The sequence below is a fragment of the Nonomuraea sp. SYSU D8015 genome (genome assembly GCF_008065375.1).
Taxonomy (GTDB): Bacteria; Actinomycetota; Actinomycetes; order Streptosporangiales; family Streptosporangiaceae; genus Nonomuraea.
Genome location: NZ_VJYI01000005.1, coordinates 248,516 through 262,678, shown reverse-complemented (window position 1 = coordinate 262,678; position 14,163 = coordinate 248,516). Strand labels below are relative to the sequence as shown.

The 14,163-nt window shown below is 69.8% G+C and carries 11 protein-coding genes; 6 read left to right on the top strand and 5 right to left on the bottom strand.

Annotated elements, in window-relative coordinates; genetic code table 11:
- Window positions 1–26 precede the first annotated feature (26 nt).
- The 3 genes from ID574_RS23615 to ID574_RS23605 are packed head-to-tail and all read left to right on the top strand — an operon-like array spanning window position 27 to window position 1,821.
- Window positions 27–641 (top strand): histidine phosphatase family protein, encoded by a 615-nt coding sequence (locus tag ID574_RS23615; protein ID WP_223166996.1) that lies wholly within the window; start codon window positions 27–29, stop codon window positions 639–641.
- Window positions 642–1,187 carry a GNAT family N-acetyltransferase gene (locus tag ID574_RS23610; RefSeq protein WP_188191127.1) on the top strand — a complete coding sequence of 182 codons (546 nt, stop codon included), beginning with the start codon at window positions 642–644 and terminating at the stop codon, window positions 1,185–1,187.
- A 52-nt stretch (window positions 1,188–1,239) separates the two neighbouring features.
- The gene (locus ID574_RS23605) at window positions 1,240–1,821 is read left to right on the top strand and encodes a putative glycolipid-binding domain-containing protein (RefSeq protein WP_188191126.1); all 582 of its coding nucleotides are present in this window, start codon (window positions 1,240–1,242) and stop codon (window positions 1,819–1,821) included.
- Between the two features lie 18 nt (window positions 1,822–1,839).
- Here ID574_RS23605 and ID574_RS23600 read toward each other — a convergent pair whose 3' ends face one another.
- From ID574_RS23600 to ID574_RS23590, 3 genes are all read right to left on the bottom strand, one after another.
- Window positions 1,840–2,844 carry a LacI family DNA-binding transcriptional regulator gene (locus tag ID574_RS23600; RefSeq protein ID WP_188191125.1) on the bottom strand — a complete coding sequence of 335 codons (1,005 nt, stop codon included), beginning with the start codon at window positions 2,842–2,844 and terminating at the stop codon, window positions 1,840–1,842.
- Window positions 2,841–5,612 (bottom strand): glycoside hydrolase family 3 protein, encoded by a 2,772-nt coding sequence (locus ID574_RS23595; protein WP_223166995.1) that lies wholly within the window; start codon window positions 5,610–5,612, stop codon window positions 2,841–2,843. The genes ID574_RS23600 and ID574_RS23595 overlap by 4 nt, the downstream gene beginning before the upstream one ends.
- A gap of 98 nt (window positions 5,613–5,710) precedes the next feature.
- A complete protein-coding gene (locus ID574_RS23590; protein WP_188191123.1) occupies window positions 5,711–6,922 on the bottom strand; it encodes an ROK family transcriptional regulator in 1,212 nt (403 codons plus the stop codon).
- Window positions 6,923–7,189: 267 nt separating this feature from the next.
- Between ID574_RS23590 and ID574_RS23585 the strand changes: the two genes are divergently transcribed.
- The 3 genes from ID574_RS23585 (at window position 7,190) to ID574_RS23575 (ending at window position 10,820) form a co-directional block, all read left to right on the top strand.
- Window positions 7,190–8,830 (top strand): extracellular solute-binding protein, encoded by a 1,641-nt coding sequence (locus ID574_RS23585; protein ID WP_188191122.1) that lies wholly within the window; start codon window positions 7,190–7,192, stop codon window positions 8,828–8,830.
- An 89-nt stretch (window positions 8,831–8,919) separates the two neighbouring features.
- On the top strand, window positions 8,920–9,897 hold the full coding sequence (locus tag ID574_RS23580) for an ABC transporter permease (protein ID WP_188191121.1): 978 nt from the start codon (window positions 8,920–8,922) through the stop codon (window positions 9,895–9,897).
- Complete coding sequence (locus ID574_RS23575; protein WP_188191120.1) at window positions 9,894–10,820, top strand: carbohydrate ABC transporter permease; 927 nt, start codon at window positions 9,894–9,896, stop codon at window positions 10,818–10,820. Before ID574_RS23580 ends, ID574_RS23575 begins: the two co-directional genes overlap by 4 nt.
- A 64-nt stretch (window positions 10,821–10,884) precedes the next feature.
- Here the strand turns inward: ID574_RS23575 and ID574_RS23570 are convergent, their stop codons facing one another.
- Both ID574_RS23570 and ID574_RS23565 read right to left on the bottom strand, forming a co-directional pair.
- The gene (locus tag ID574_RS23570) at window positions 10,885–11,076 is read right to left on the bottom strand and encodes a hypothetical protein (protein WP_188191119.1); all 192 of its coding nucleotides are present in this window, start codon (window positions 11,074–11,076) and stop codon (window positions 10,885–10,887) included.
- Window positions 11,077–11,356: 280 nt separating this feature from the next.
- Window positions 11,357–14,050, bottom strand: coding sequence for a cellulose binding domain-containing protein (locus ID574_RS23565; RefSeq protein ID WP_270094303.1), 2,694 nt, complete (start codon window positions 14,048–14,050; stop codon window positions 11,357–11,359).
- Window positions 14,051–14,163: the final 113 nt, after the last annotated feature.

The following is a 14,163-nucleotide window of genomic DNA, read 5'->3' as shown; positions in this document are numbered from 1 at the left end:
GCCCGCAGGGGTCGTATCGTCGGAGCATGAGCGATCTCGTCCGCGTGCTGTGCCTGCGTCACGCCGAGTCGCAGAACGTCACGGCCGGGGCCTCCGGCGCGCTCCCCCACGCCGAGCTGACGGCCGAAGGGCGAGGGCAGGCGGCCGAGGCCGCCCGGCTCCTCCTGCCGGAGGGGATCACCCACGCGTACGCCAGCACCGCGGTCCGGGCCCGGCAGACCGCCGAGATCATCGCGGGCACGCTCGGCATCGGCGTCACCCCTGTGGCCGGCCTCGTCGAGATGGGCATCGGCCGTCTGGAGGGCGCCACCGACCCGGCGACCCGGGCGCGGACGAGGGAGGTCCTCCGGTCCTGGGTCGTGGACGGGCGGCTGGGCGAGGCGGTGGGCGACGGCGAGGATGGGCACACGGTCGCCGCGCGCGTCGTCGCCGCCCTCACCGCGATCGCGACCGCTCACCCGGGCGAGACGGTGGCCGTCGTCGGGCACGTCGCGAGCCTCACCATCGGGCTCAGTGGGCTCTGCGGGCTGGGCGGGCGGGTGTGGGGGGCTCCTCTCCCGCACGCGGTCCCGTTCCTCGTGGAGTGGGACGGCGGTGCGTGGCGGTGCTCGTCCTGGCCGGGATCTCCTAACATCACCTGAATGACCTACCTCGTCCGAGGGCCCCGCGTCGGCATCCGGCACCTCGCGTTGCCCGACCGGGCCGAGTTCGTGGCTCTGAACAGGGAAAGCGCCGACTTCCTCGCCCCCTGGATGCCCGGACGGCCCATCACCACCCCCGAGGCCTTCGACGCGTACGTCGCCCGCTTCGACGGCCGGGCGCACGAGGGCTTCGTCATCTGCCGCCGTGACACCGGCGCCATCGTCGGCCGAGCCAACATCAACAACATCGTCCGGGGCACCCACCAGGCCGGGACCCTCGGCTACTGCGCGTACGCCGCCACGGCCCGGCGCGGCTACATGACCGAGGGCCTGCGGCTGCTGGTCCGGTATGCCTTCGACGAGCTGGAGCTGCACCGCCTGGAAGCCAACATCCAGCCGGGGAACACCCCCTCTCTGAACCTGATCAAGCGCGTCGGGTTCCAGCGCGAGGGCTACTCGTCCAACTTCCAGTTCATCAACGGCGCGTGGCGCGACCACGAGCGCTGGGCCATCACCGTGGAGATGGCAGAACCGGGTGGCGCATGACCCAGACGTTGTCCGGATGATCGCACTGCCGCGCCGTGGCAGGATCGGTGGCGTGACCTTCGCACCTCCACCGGAGACCGCCGCCTGGCGGCACCTCGACGCGAGCACGGGCTTCGAGGTCGCATACTTCCGCCCGCTGGACGGCGGGCACCGCATCGAGGGCTGTACGACGGCCGTCGAGGACGGACGCACCTGGATCGTCGGCTACGTCATCGACGTGGACGCCGCCTGGATCACCAGGCGCGCCGAAGTGACCGGACGCTCCGCGGCCGGAACGCGGCACATCACGCTGGAGGCCGACGGGGCCGGGCACTGGCGGGTCGACGGCGCCCCGGCTCCTCTCCTGGACGGCCTCCTGGACGTGGACCTGGAGTCGTCGGCGATGACGAACGCGTTCCCCGTGCACCGCATGCGCCTGGCCGTGGGCGACGAGGCCGACGCCCCCGCCGTCTACGTCCGCGCCCTCGACCTGGCCGTCGAGCGACTCGACGAGCAGCACTACGTCCGCATCCCCGACGAGGGCCCCGGGCAGCGCTACGACTACACCTCGGTCGACGGCTTCGCCTGCCGCCTGGTCTACGACGAGTCAGGCATCGTCCTCGACTACCCCGGCATCGCCGTCCGGGTCCGGTGAGCCGACAGGCACGTCGCCTCAGGTGCTGGAGCGGACGGCGAGCAGAGGGGCGAGCAAGGTCGAATCCGGGACGCTGCGGCCCTCCAGCTTGTCCATGACCAGCCGGACCGCCTCCCTGCCGACCTCCTCGGCCGGGATCAGCACCGAGGTCAGAGGCGGGCTCGCGCGCTCGGCCACGTCGTCGGGGCAGATCGCCACCACGGCCACGTCGTGCGGCACCCGCCGGTCCAGCTGGCGCAGCGCGGCCAGCACGTGACCGACCGCGGCCTCGTTGTGCACGACCAGGCCGGACAGTCCCGGGTGGTCGAGCAGCAGATCGCGGACGGTCTCGTAGACCTCGTCGAACGTCTCCTCACACGGCAGCGCCACGCCCTTGAGCCCGTGGTCGGCCACCGCGGCCTCGAAGCCCTCGCGGGTGCGGGTGGCGAAGCCGGTGCCCCGGTCGTACACCACGGAAGGGGCCCCGAGCAGGGCGATCTCCTCGTGGCCGCGCTCGGCCAGGTGCTCCACGCAGCGTGCCCCGGCGGCGTGGAAGTCGAGGTCGACGCAGGTCAGGCCGGCGGGTTCGGCGGGGAAGCCGATGAGCACGCTCGGCTCGGCCAGCTCCCGCAGCAGCGGGACGCGGCGGTCGTCCAGCTCCACGTCCATGAGGACCAGCGCGTCCACCAGCGCGCTCGCGGCCACCCGCCGGATGCCGGCGGTGCCCTCGTCGGCGGTCAGCAGCAGCACGTCGTGGTCGAAGCGGCGGGCGGCCGTGACGACGGCGCTGGCGAAGCGCATGAGCACGGGCACGTGCATGCCGGCGCGCAGCGGCAGCACCAACGCGATCACGTTGGAGCGCTTGCTGGCCAGGGCCCGGGCGCCGGCGTTGGGGTGGTAGCCGAGCGCGGTGATGCTGTCGAGCACCCGCCGCCTGGTGTCGGCCGAGATCGTCCGCTTGCCGCTGAGCACGTACGAGACCGTGCTGACCGCCACGCCCGCGTGCTTGGCCACCTCGGAGATCGTGACCGTGCGCCGGCTCAAGCCTCGGCTCCGAAGTCGAGCTCGGCCAGGATGACGCCATCGTTCTCGAACACCACATAAAGATCGTGCACCCCGTCCGCGGCCGCAAGGGATGCCGGGATGGCGTGATAGTCGTACCGGTCGGTCCTGGGCACCGGGAAGGTCGCCAGGGCCTGGCCGTAGAGGGGGTCGCCGCGGCGGATGGTGATCATGCCGCCTTCGGTGCTGCCCACGGTGGCCACGCACGTCGTGACGCCGGTCAGGTCCACCTGCCGGAACAGGATCCAGGCACCCTCCGCGTCCGACCGTACGGCGTCCCCGTCCGTCTTGGTCTCGTCCACGAAGGTGATCGCGTCGTACTCGTCGTGGGCGGCCGCGCGCAGCAGTCCGGACTGGGGCGGGATGATCTCCCCTTCGACCTCGAAGCGCGCGCTCAGGCGCACGTCGGTGGCGCTGCGGCCGACCATGAGCTGGTGCGGCGCACTCTCCACGACGAACCGCTCCCTGGTCACGTCCCAGAAGGCCAGCTCCGACACCGGCAGGGTCAGGATGACGGTGCGGCTCTCGCCGGGCGCGAGGCGTACCTTCTCGAAGCCACGCAGGCGGCGCAGCGGCTGCTTGACGCGGGAGCGCTGCTGGTGGGTGTAGAACTGGACGACCTCGACGCCGGGGCGGTCGCCGGTGTTCGTGACCGTGGCCTCGGCCGTGATGACCTCGCCGTCCTGGTGGACCCGCAGGTCGGCGTAGTCGAACGTGGTGTAGCTGAGGCCGTGGCCGAAGGGGTGCAGCGGGGTGCCGCGGAAGTACAGGTACGTGGCGTCGGAGGCGATGATGTCGTAGTCGAGGAGGTCGGGGAGCTCCTGCTCGGAGCGGTACCACGTCTGGGTGAGGCGGCCCTCCGGGTCGGCGTCGCCGAACAGCACGTCGGCCAGGGCGTGGCCGTACTCCTGACCGCCGTGGGCCGACCACAGCACGGCCGGCACCTCGTCGTCGGTCCACGTGAGCGGGTAGCCGCTGGTGATGACCATGACCGTGCGGGGGTTGGCCTTGCGCACGGCGGCGACCACGGCGTCCTGGGCGGGGGCGAGGGCCAGCGTCATGCGGTCCTCGGTCTCGCGGCCGTTCACCAGCGGATGGTCACCGACCACGACGACCGCCACGTCGGCCGCGGCGGCCAGGCGGGCGGCCTGGTCGGTGCCGCTCCTGAGCACGTCCATGGCCAGCCAGACCGCCTGGTCGGCGTCGTCCATCAGGCGCAGCACGCCGTCCTCGCCCGCGCCGACGTAGCAGCCGGTGGAGATGTGGCGCAGGACGAGCGTGCCGCGCGGCCGCTCCTCCATGCGGAACGTCTCGCGCACCTCCCAGCCGTTCGGCCCGGGCTGGTCGTTGACCAGCGTGCCGCCGTCCACCGACACGAAGCGCCCGGTCGTCACGGACCGCAGGGCGTACGCGCCGCCGCCCCAGTCGAACAGGTCGAACGCCCCCGCCTCGGCGACACCGACGCTGAGCGGTCCACCGCCGGGGTCGGCCGTCACCGGACCGGCGTCGGCGGTCAGCGTCACCCGGTCCACGGCCTCGCAGAAGATCGTCTCGCAGCGTTCGGCGAGCCCGGCGCGGGCGGTGACGGCGTAGGGCAGGGTGCCGCTGTACCAGTCCTCCATGAGGGTGTCGCCGAGCTGCCCGATCACCGCGACCCTCATCGCGTCCTGGAGCGGCAGCAGGCCGTCGTTCTTCAGCAGCACGAACGAGCGTCGCGCCGCCTCCCTGGCCAGCGCCTGGTGCTCCGGGGAGTTGACCACGATGTCCGTGATCTCGTCGTACGGCGTCGCCGGGTCGAACTCGCCCAGCCGGAACCTGATCGACAGCACGTGCCGCACGGCCGCGTCCACGTCCTCCTCGGCCAGCAGGCCCTTCTCCAGGGCCTCCGTCAGGTGGTTCAGCGTGGCCTCGGAGCGGTCGTCGTCCTGGGTGAAGCTGTCCAGCCCGGCCTTGACGGCGTGCGCGTACGCCTCCGGCAGCGTGTCGTGGTAGCCCTGCGGCGAGGTGAGGTTGCCCGGTGCGTACGCATCGCTGACCACCAGCAGGTCGTCCGGCGCCCACTCGCGCAGCACATCATTGATCAGCGGGCTGAGGTGCGCGGGACGGCCGTTGACCAGGTTGTACGACGGCATGACGGCCACCGCCACGCCCTGCTCGACGGCGGGCCGGAAGGCCGGCAGCTCGTACTCGCGCAGCACCCGGGGCGGCACGCTGCTGGAGGTCGTGCAGCGGTCGGTCTCGTTGTTGTAGGCGAGGAAATGCTTGAGCGTGGGGGCGGTCTTGAGATTTTCGGGAGCGCTCCCACAAAGCCCGCGGGCGTAGGCCTCCGCCATGACCCCGGTCAGCCAGGGATCCTCCGAGTAGCCCTCCTCGTTGCGCCCCCAGCGGGGGTCGCGCAGCGGGTTGACCACCGGAGCCCACACGTTGAGCCCTGCTCCGGCCGGGTCCTTGTGGTGGAAGGCCAGCACCTCGTCGCCGGTGGCCTCGCCGACCCTGCGGACGAGGTCGCGGTCCCAGGTGGAGGCCAGCCCGATGGCTTGGGGGAACACGGTGGCCGGGCCCTGCCACGCCAGCCCGTGCAGCGCCTCGGTGCCGGTGCGGAACGCGCCAAGGCCGAGCCGCTCGACCGGGGCCTGGTACTGGTGGAGCAGGCCGACCTTCTCCCCGAGCGTGAGCCTGCGCACCAGGTCGTCGATCCGGTCGGGAAGGGGTATCGACGGGTCGCGGAAGGGGGGTTCGTGCATGGTCATCCCTCTGAGAGTGTCGAAGCGCTTCGACGACCGGCCTCGGGAAGTTACGCGGACATTTCGGTGGGTTGACTGAAGGGTGCACTCCCCAGTGACCAAGGTCAAGGGCTTGAGGACAATCCTCCGGGCAATCTTCCCGAATCAATGGAATCGAGCACCCTCGCAGCCCCGCCGAGCGCGGCCGCGTCGTGGCCCAGCGTCGAGGCCACGACCTGGCATCCTCCCGCCTCGGCGGCGATGACGCGGTCGCTCAGCTCGTCGTGGACGGCGGGCAGCAGCCAGGGCGCGAGCGGGACGTAGTAGCCGCCGAGGATCACGACCTCGGGGTTGAGCAGGTTGGCCAGAATGGCCACCCCGCGGCCCAGGCGGCGGCCGACCGAATCGAGCGTGGCGAGGGTGTCGCCGTCGCCGGCGCGGGCGAGGCGCACGGACTCCTCGATCTCGATCTGGATCTCGGCGGGCGAGGGCACCTTGCGCAGCACCGCGCCGATGCCGGCCATCGCCTCCAGGCAGCCACGTCGGCCGCAGTGGCACTCGGGGCCGTCGGGGTCGAGCTGGACGTGGCCGATCTCGCCGCTGTAGCCGCGGCCGCCGCGGCGCAGCCGCCCGTCGAGGATGACGCCGGCACCCACGCCGATCTCGCCGGTGAGGTAGACCAGGTCGGCGGCGCCGGAGTGGGCGCCGAAGCGCTGCTCGGCCAGGGCCGCGAGGTTGGCGTCGTTGTCGACCTGGATGGGGAAGCCGGGATCGCGCAGCGCCTTGGCCAGGTCGCCGCCGATGTCGGCGTCACGCCAGCCCAGGTTGGGCGCCAGGCGCACGGTGCCCTGCACGTCGACCAGCCCCGGCACGGCCACCGCCAGGCCGAGCACCTGGCGCTCCTCCTTGGCCATGCGGTTGACCACGCGCCGGATGATCGCCCCGACGTTGGCCACCCCCTGATTGACCGAGTCGCCGGTCGAGAACGAGCGCCGCCACGTCAGCAACCGCTCTCCCGCGAGGTCGGTGGCCACGGCGGACACGTGGTCGACGTTGATCTCGACCCCTATGGCGGCGTACGGCGAGCCGTCGAGGACCAGCATCGTGGCCGGCCGGCCGACGCGGTTTTCCGTGAGACCGGTCTCGCGTACGAGCCGCCGATCGATGAGGTCCGCGACCAGGCTCGACACGGTCGCCTTGTTGAGCCCGGTGGAGGCCGCGATGTCGGCTCGCGAGCAGGGCGCGTGCTCGCGGACGAACCGCAGCACGACGGCCAGGTTGGTGGCCCGTACGTCGGCGAAGTCGGCCGGCTGCGGGCCGGTCGTAGAAGTGATCAATATCAGCCCCGTTCCCGCCAAGAGATGACCCCAGCATGCCGCATTCGTGGTCTCCCTTCACCAACAAGAAAGCCGCTCATCAAACTGCGGCCCTACTGCCTGCATCCGGCCGCCGTCATGGCGACAGTCCGCTTCGCACCTTTCTCATCGGCACCAACCTGTGACGATGGGATCCCTTGTGGCCCGGACGACAGTCTACTAATTTGTTTGGTCGCAATACCAACTAAATCTTACTGAGGCCATCCCCACCGGAGAAGGGAGCGAGCCATGGCAACCAACACGACTCGCCGCGGGTTCCTCGGCCTGGTCGGCGCAAGTGTTCTGGTGGCGGGCTGCGCCGAGAAGAAATCGGTCAACAAGGGCACCGCCGTGGCGGCCGACAAGCTCAAGAGCCTGGTGCCGACGCGGATCCCGTTCGAGATCCCGGGGCTCAAGCCCGATCTGCCCGGCAGCGAGTTCGTCGCGCCCGGCTTCCTGAAGCGCCCGGCCAGCATGGTGCAGGCCGTCGCAACCAAGCCGCTGACCAGCGGCAAGGAGGTGACGGCGATGACTCCGCTGTGGGGCACCGTGCCGCCAGGCCTGGGCGACAACTCCTACTACGAGCACATGAACGAGCGCCTGGGCGGGGTCGTCCGGTTCAACATCTCCGACGGCAACACCTACGGGCAGAAGCTGTCCACCCTCCTGGCCAGCGGCGACGTGCCGGAAATGGTCATGGTCCCGAACTGGGAGCTCATCAAGATCGGCCACTTCACCGAGGCGGCCAACAAGCTCTTCGCCGACCTGTCCCCCTATCTGGCCGGGGACAAGGCCAAGGAGTTCCCGCTGCTGGCCAACTACGACACCGCGGCCTGGCAGTACGGCGTCTTCGGCGGCATCCTGCAGGGCATCCCCTGGCAGAACGAGCCGTTCCCGTTCGCCACCTTCGTCCGCCAGGACATCATGGAGGAGCTGGGCCTGCAGCACCCCAAGAGCGGCGACGACCTGATCGCGCTCGGCAAGGCCATCACCGACGCGAAGAAGAAGCGCTGGGCGTTCGGCGGCGGCATGGAGCAGGAGATGCAGCGGGCCTTCGGCGCGCCGCGCGAGTGGCGCAAGAAGAGCGACGGCACGCTCGAGTACAAGTACGAGACGCCTGAATGGCAGGCCTCGATCGAGTTCATGACCAAGCTCTTCGAGGCCGGGTACGTGCATCCGGACATCGTGGCCAACCAGGACGCCGACAACAAGGGCATCTTCGGCAGCGGCCAGATGATCATCTACCGGGACGGGCTCGGCGCCTGGCACGAGAACCTGGGCCGGTTCCAGGCCGACAACCCCAAGTTCGGCATGCAGGCCGTCGCACCCTATCCGGGCCGGCCGGGCGGCAAGACGATCATGTGGCGCAACGAGCCCGCAGGCATGTTCGTCTTCATCAAGAAGGGCCTCGGCGACGCCCGCACCCGCGAGCTGCTCGCGCTGTCCAACTGGTGCTCGGGGCCGTACGGCACCCAGGAGTACGAGCTGGTCGCCAACGGCGTCGAGGGCAAGCACTACAACATCGAGAACGGCAACATCAAGCAGACGGCACTCGGGCGCAAGGAGGTCGCGCCCACGTACATGTTCCTGTCCGGCCGGCCCCCGGCGAACGAGAAGAGCCAGTACGAGGGCCTGGTCCAGGCGCTCTACGACTGGCAGACGCAGGCCGCGAAGCTCCTGGACATCGACCCGTTCGTCGGGATCCGCGTGGAGGTCCCCTCCAAGATGGCCGGCCTGGCCAAGCCCACCGAGGACAAGATGCAGGAGATCTTCCGCGGCAAGCGGCCCGTCTCCGAGTGGTCGAAGATCGTCAAGGAGTGGCAGGAGCAGGGCGGCAACGAGGCACGCGAGTTCTACATGAAGGTCGCGCGCGAGAACGGCAGGCTGTGACACCGTGAGGGGCAATTCGTGGGCGCGGGGCTTTTCATGGACGCGCTGACGTCGGGGGAGGTCTCCTGGGAGCAGCCGGAGGGCCTGCCATGGGCGTGATCACGGTCAAGCGCCCGGCCAAGCCGGCCAAGGCCGCGGCGCCCCCGCAGGAGAAGCTCCCCTGGCGGGCGAAACTGCGGCGGGACCGGTCGCTGCTGCTGATGAACCTGCCGATGCTGCTGCTGGTCCTCGGCTTCTGGTGGATCCCCGCGCTCGGCAACGTCATCGCGTTCCAGGACTACAACCCCTACACCGGCGGGATCGTCGAGAGCCCGATCATCGGCTTCACCAACTTCGCGCTGCTCTTCCAGGACCCCCAGTTCCTGCGCGCGATGACCAACACGCTGTCGATCACGGCCTTCCAGCTCGTCTTCTACTTCCCCGTGCCGATCATGCTGGCGCTGCTGCTGCACAGCATCGTCTCGGCCCGGCTGAGGGCGTTCGTGCAGGGCGTGGTCTACATGCCGTACTTCTTCTCCTGGGTGCTGGTCGTGGCCATCTTCCAGCAGATGTTCGGCGGGGCCGGGCTGCTGGCGCAGCTGCTGCGCGAGCGCGGCCACGAAGGCGTCGACTGGATGACGAACTCCGACACGTTCATCCTGCTGATCACCACCCAGACCATCTGGAAGGACGCCGGCTGGGGCGCGATCATCTTCCTGGCCGCGCTGAGCACCATCGACCCCAACCTGTACGAGGCCGCCGCCGTGGACGGAGCCCGCAGATGGCGGCGCATGTGGCACATCACGCTGCCCGGGCTGCGTCCGGTGATCGTGCTGCTGCTGATCCTGCGTCTCGGCGACGCCCTGAACGTCGGCTTCGAGCAGTTCATGCTGCAGCGCAGCGCCGTCGGCAGCGAGGCGTCCGAGGTGTTCGACACGTTCGTCTACTGGTCCGGCCTGCGTACCGGCGACCTCGGGTACGGCGCGGCGGCCGGGCTGTTCAAGGGCCTGGTCGGGCTGCTGCTGATCGTGGCGGCCAACCGGGTGGCGCACGCGTTCGGCGAGCGAGGAGTGTATTCGCGATCATGACGTGGGCATTGACGAAGCCGGGCGCCTCCCGCAAGCCGGCCAACCTGGCGCCCTGGGAGGAACGGCCCTCCCCGATCGGCCGGCTGAGCAAGGGCACGCTGGTGACCTTGATCGTCCTGGCCGTGCTCGGCCCCCTCTACACGATCGTGCTGACCAGCCTGAGCTCGGCCGCCACCGTCAACCGCGCGGGCGGCCTCGTGCTCGTGCCCGAGGGGATCACGTTCGAGGCGTACCAGCAGATCTTCTCCGACACGGTGGTCAGCAGGGCCGTGCTGGTCAGCACCGGGGTGACCCTCGCGGGCACGCTGATCAGCACGGGAGTGAGCATCCTGGGGGCGTACTCGCTGTCGCGCCCCGGCTCCTTCCTGCACCGCCCGCTGTTGTTCAGCATCCTGCTGATGTTCGTCTTCTTCCCCGGCATCATCCCCGTGTACCTGATGGTGAGCGGCCTGGGCCTGAAGGACAGCTACTGGTCGTTGATCCTCCCGACCGCCGTTTCCGCCTTCAACGTGGTGGTGCTGCGCTCGTTCTTCATGAACATCCCGGGAGAGGTCCTGGACAGCGCCCGCATCGACGGCGCCGGAGAGTGGCGGATCCTGTGGCGCATCGTGCTGCCGATGTCGAAGGCGGTCACGGCCGTCGTGGCGATGTTCTATGCGGTGGGCTACTGGAACGCCTGGTTCAACGCGATGCTGTACATCGACGACACGCGCAAGTGGCCGCTGGCGCTGATCCTGCGCCAGTACGTGGTGGACTCGAACCCGCTACCGGCGGCCACGGCCGGCGTGACGGGTGACGCACCCCCGACCCTGGCCATCAAGATGGCCATCGTGGTCATCGCCGTCGTACCAGCCTTGATCATCTACCCCCTGGTCCAACGCCACTTCACCAAGGGCGTGATCGTCGGCGCCATCAAGGGCTGACCCTCCGAGAGGTGCTCGATCCCCTTACGCCGGCCTCGCGGGACCTTCGGTGGCGTGGGACCGGTCAGATCTCGATGAGGATCAGGGCGGCCACGGTGACGACTGCCGTGATGATGGACGTCACCGCGACGGGACGGCCTCTGATGTCCGGATCCAGGCGCGCGATATGGAACCACGTCACGCCGAAACCGAGCAGGGAAGCCAGTAGGACGCCGTCACTGCTCACCTCGCCCATCAGGTCGGCGATGATGAACAAGTACACCAGTTGGATGCCGATCACGTAGCATGCCGCGGGCAAGCCCCAGGTGATCCACCCCCACCTCGTCCAGTGGCGGTCGGCTTCCCTTCCGGCCCGCCCGATCGTGGACATGTGATGGGTGGAACCAGAGGACCCACCCTTGGATCTTCGCCGGTTCTTCCTGCGCGAACGCCTCTTTCTGGAGTTGCTCCCCACGCCCGGTCAACGAACCCGGTGATCGGAAAGGTTCCGGAAGCGCAGGCGCCCCCGGGTGTGCCGGGGGCGCCCTGTCCGGGTGTTACGCCGGGGTGCAGGTGAGGGTGGCGGGCGGGGTCGGGGTGCCGGAGGCCGAGCCGGTGAAGCCGAACGACGTGGACGCGTTCGGCGCCAGGTTGCCGTTGTAGGAGGCGTTGGCCACGCTCACGTCGGCGCCCGTCTGGGTGTGGGCGCCGTTCCAGAGCTGAGTGATCTTCTGGTCGCCCGACCAGGTCCAGGTGACCTTCCAGCCGGTGATGGCCGAACTGCCGGTGTTCTGGACGGAGACCTCCGCCTGGAAGCCGCCCGACCACTGGTTGCCCGCCTTGTACGTGGCCGTGCAGCCGGTGCCCGTCGTCGGGGTGACCGTGGGAGTGGCCGTGACCGTGGGAGTGACCGTGACCGTGGGAGTGACCGTCACCGTCGGGGACACCGTGACGGTGGGCGTGACCGTGACGGGCGGGCCCGTGCGGTCGCCGTAGATGATGCCGCGGCCGTTGGTGCCCAGGTAGACGCGGCCGTACACGCGCGGGTCGCCGGTCAGCGCCTCGCCCATGTTGCCCCACTGGTGCTTGTCGTCGTTGATGCGGACCCAGGTGGCCCCGGCATCGTCCGAGCGGTACAGGCCGGTGACGCCGTCGATCGTGGCGACCGCGAAGATCGCCATGTACGTGCCGCCGGGCGCCGCCTTGCCGAAGCCGACGTTCACGGACTTGGTGATGCCGGAGAGCTTGGTGAACGAGGCGCCGCTGTTCGTGGAGTGCCACAGGCCGCCGTCGCCGGCCAGCCACAGATCGCCCTCACGCCCGGGCACCGCCTTGAACTTGCCGCTGGTGGGCAGGCCGGTCGCGGCGGTGGCGGTGAAGGTGGCGCCGCCGTTCGTGCTGACGTAGAACCTGCCGCCGCTGAGGCCGTAGAACTTCGTGGCGTTCACCCGGTCGGACTCCACGACCGCGTCCGTGGGCAGGCCGGACGCCTGCTGCCAGGAGTTGCCGTACCCGACGGAGTAGACGGGAGTCACGCCGCGCGGGGCCCACACGAAGCGGGAGCCGTCGGCGGCGGCGGCGACCGTGCCGCCCTCGTTGACGCCGCCCGGCTCCGTGCCCTGGAACCAGTTGGCGCCGCCGTCGGTGGAGAAGGCCACGTGGCTGTCGTTCGGGCGGTCGGCGTCGGTGAAGTTGCCGGCCCGCACCATGATCGACGGGTTCTTCTCGGCGTAGTCGAGGCTGGTGGTGGAGGTGAAGTTGGGCTGGGTGAACATCAGCGGCGGCACGGCGTCGAGGTTCGTGTGCCGGAAGCCGGCGATGTCGCCGAGGCCGCTGATCAGGGGCGCGCCGCTGGGCGGGCTGATCAGGTCGAGGACGGCCGTCTCCTCCAGGCCCCTCGCCATGGGCTTGATGGTGAACTGGCCGCCGGAGTCCCACTGCGTGAGGTTCTCGGTGCCGTAGATCGTGGCGCCGGTGCCGTACATCATGCGGTTGGAGTCGAACGGGTCGATCTCCAGCGACTCGGTCATCCAGCCGAGCTTGGGCGTGACCTCGGGCGGCTGCGGGTTGGTGCCGAACGTCAGCCACGGGTTCTCGGTGATGTCCATCTTGTAGCGGAAGCTACGGTTCGGGTACGACGTCCAGTCCCACACCCGGGTCCACGTGGCGCCGGAGTCCGTCGAGCGGAAGAAGATCACGTCGGGCCACCAGGAGATCTGCGTGGCGACCATGATCGTGCCCGGGTCCTGGCGGTCGATGGTCAGGCCGCTGTAACCGAAGTAGTCGTCGCTGCTGGAGGACGGGACGGGGCTGATCTGCGTCCAGGCGCCGGTGGCGGTGGCGTAGCGCCACACGTCGCCCTTGGCGCCGTCGTACGGGCCGCCGGTGTCGCTCGTGGCGATGTAGAGGTAGCCGTTGACCGTGTCGAGCACGCCCTTGTGGGCGATGTAGCCGGTGGGCTGGCCGGCCAGCCGCGACCAGGTGGCGCCGCCGTCCGTGGTGCGGTAGACGGTGTTCTCCTTGTCGGCGACGCCCACGTAGATGGTCTTGGAGGGGGTGCCCCTGGTGGACGAGCGCGGGTCGTAGGTCACCCAGACCACGCCCGGCCGGTGGCTCAGGTAGCCGTTGGGGTCGTTGGGGTCCTGGGCGTAGTTGCCGGGGTTGGGGAAGCTCGCCACCTTGGCCCAGGTGGCGCCGTAGTCGGTGCTGCGCCACAGGCCGTTGCCGTTGGGAGCGCCGAAGTAGAGCACGCGGTTGTCGTTCGGGTCGACGGACAGCGCCTCCCCCATGCCGCGGCCGGGCATGTTGCCGCCGAGCTTGAACGGCAGTGCCGTGACCTGCCAGGTGTCGCCCTTGTCGGTGGAGCGCAGGATCGCGCCGTTGTTGGGATCCCAGCTGTTGGTGTACATGCCGACGGCGGCGTACACGCGGTTGGTCTGCACGGGGTCGGTGGCGAGGCTGATCACGCCGTTGTAGCCCCACTTGTCCCATCCGACCCAGTCGAGCAACGGGGTCCACGACTTGGTCGACTGGTTCCACCGGTACGCCCCGCCGATGTCGGTGCGGGCGTAGATGAGGTTCCGCTCCGCCGGGTTGAAGATGATCCCGGGGACGAAGCCGCCGCCGTCGATCCTGACGTTCTTGTACGCGTACGGATCGGAGGCGACGGCCGAGACCGGCGACATCCTCACGACGGCCACCACCAGCAGGACGGCGGCGGTCGCCAGCATCGCGAATAATCTTCTTCGCATGCGCGGCTCTCCCTTTCCAGGCACGCCAACGGGCGCCCCAAAGGCTTCACATGACGCCATGCACGAGCAGAGTGCAGGACCCTGACCGTCACCGCGCCTTCGCGCATGAGCTC

Excerpts from the sequence above, each read along its gene's own strand:
- ID574_RS23615 (WP_223166996.1), top strand. The coding sequence starts at position 27 with ATGAGCGATCTCGTCCGCGTGCTGTGCCTGCGTCACGCCGAGTCGCAG.
- ID574_RS23610 (WP_188191127.1), top strand. The coding sequence starts at position 642 with ATGACCTACCTCGTCCGAGGGCCCCGCGTCGGCATCCGGCACCTCGCG.
- ID574_RS23595 (WP_223166995.1), bottom strand. The coding sequence starts at position 5,612 with ATGACCATGCACGAACCCCCCTTCCGCGACCCGTCGATACCCCTTCCC.
- ID574_RS23585 (WP_188191122.1), top strand. The coding sequence starts at position 7,190 with ATGGCAACCAACACGACTCGCCGCGGGTTCCTCGGCCTGGTCGGCGCA.
- ID574_RS23580 (WP_188191121.1), top strand. The coding sequence starts at position 8,920 with ATGGGCGTGATCACGGTCAAGCGCCCGGCCAAGCCGGCCAAGGCCGCG.
- ID574_RS23575 (WP_188191120.1), top strand. The coding sequence starts at position 9,894 with ATGACGTGGGCATTGACGAAGCCGGGCGCCTCCCGCAAGCCGGCCAAC.
- ID574_RS23565 (WP_270094303.1), bottom strand. The coding sequence starts at position 14,050 with ATGCGAAGAAGATTATTCGCGATGCTGGCGACCGCCGCCGTCCTGCTG.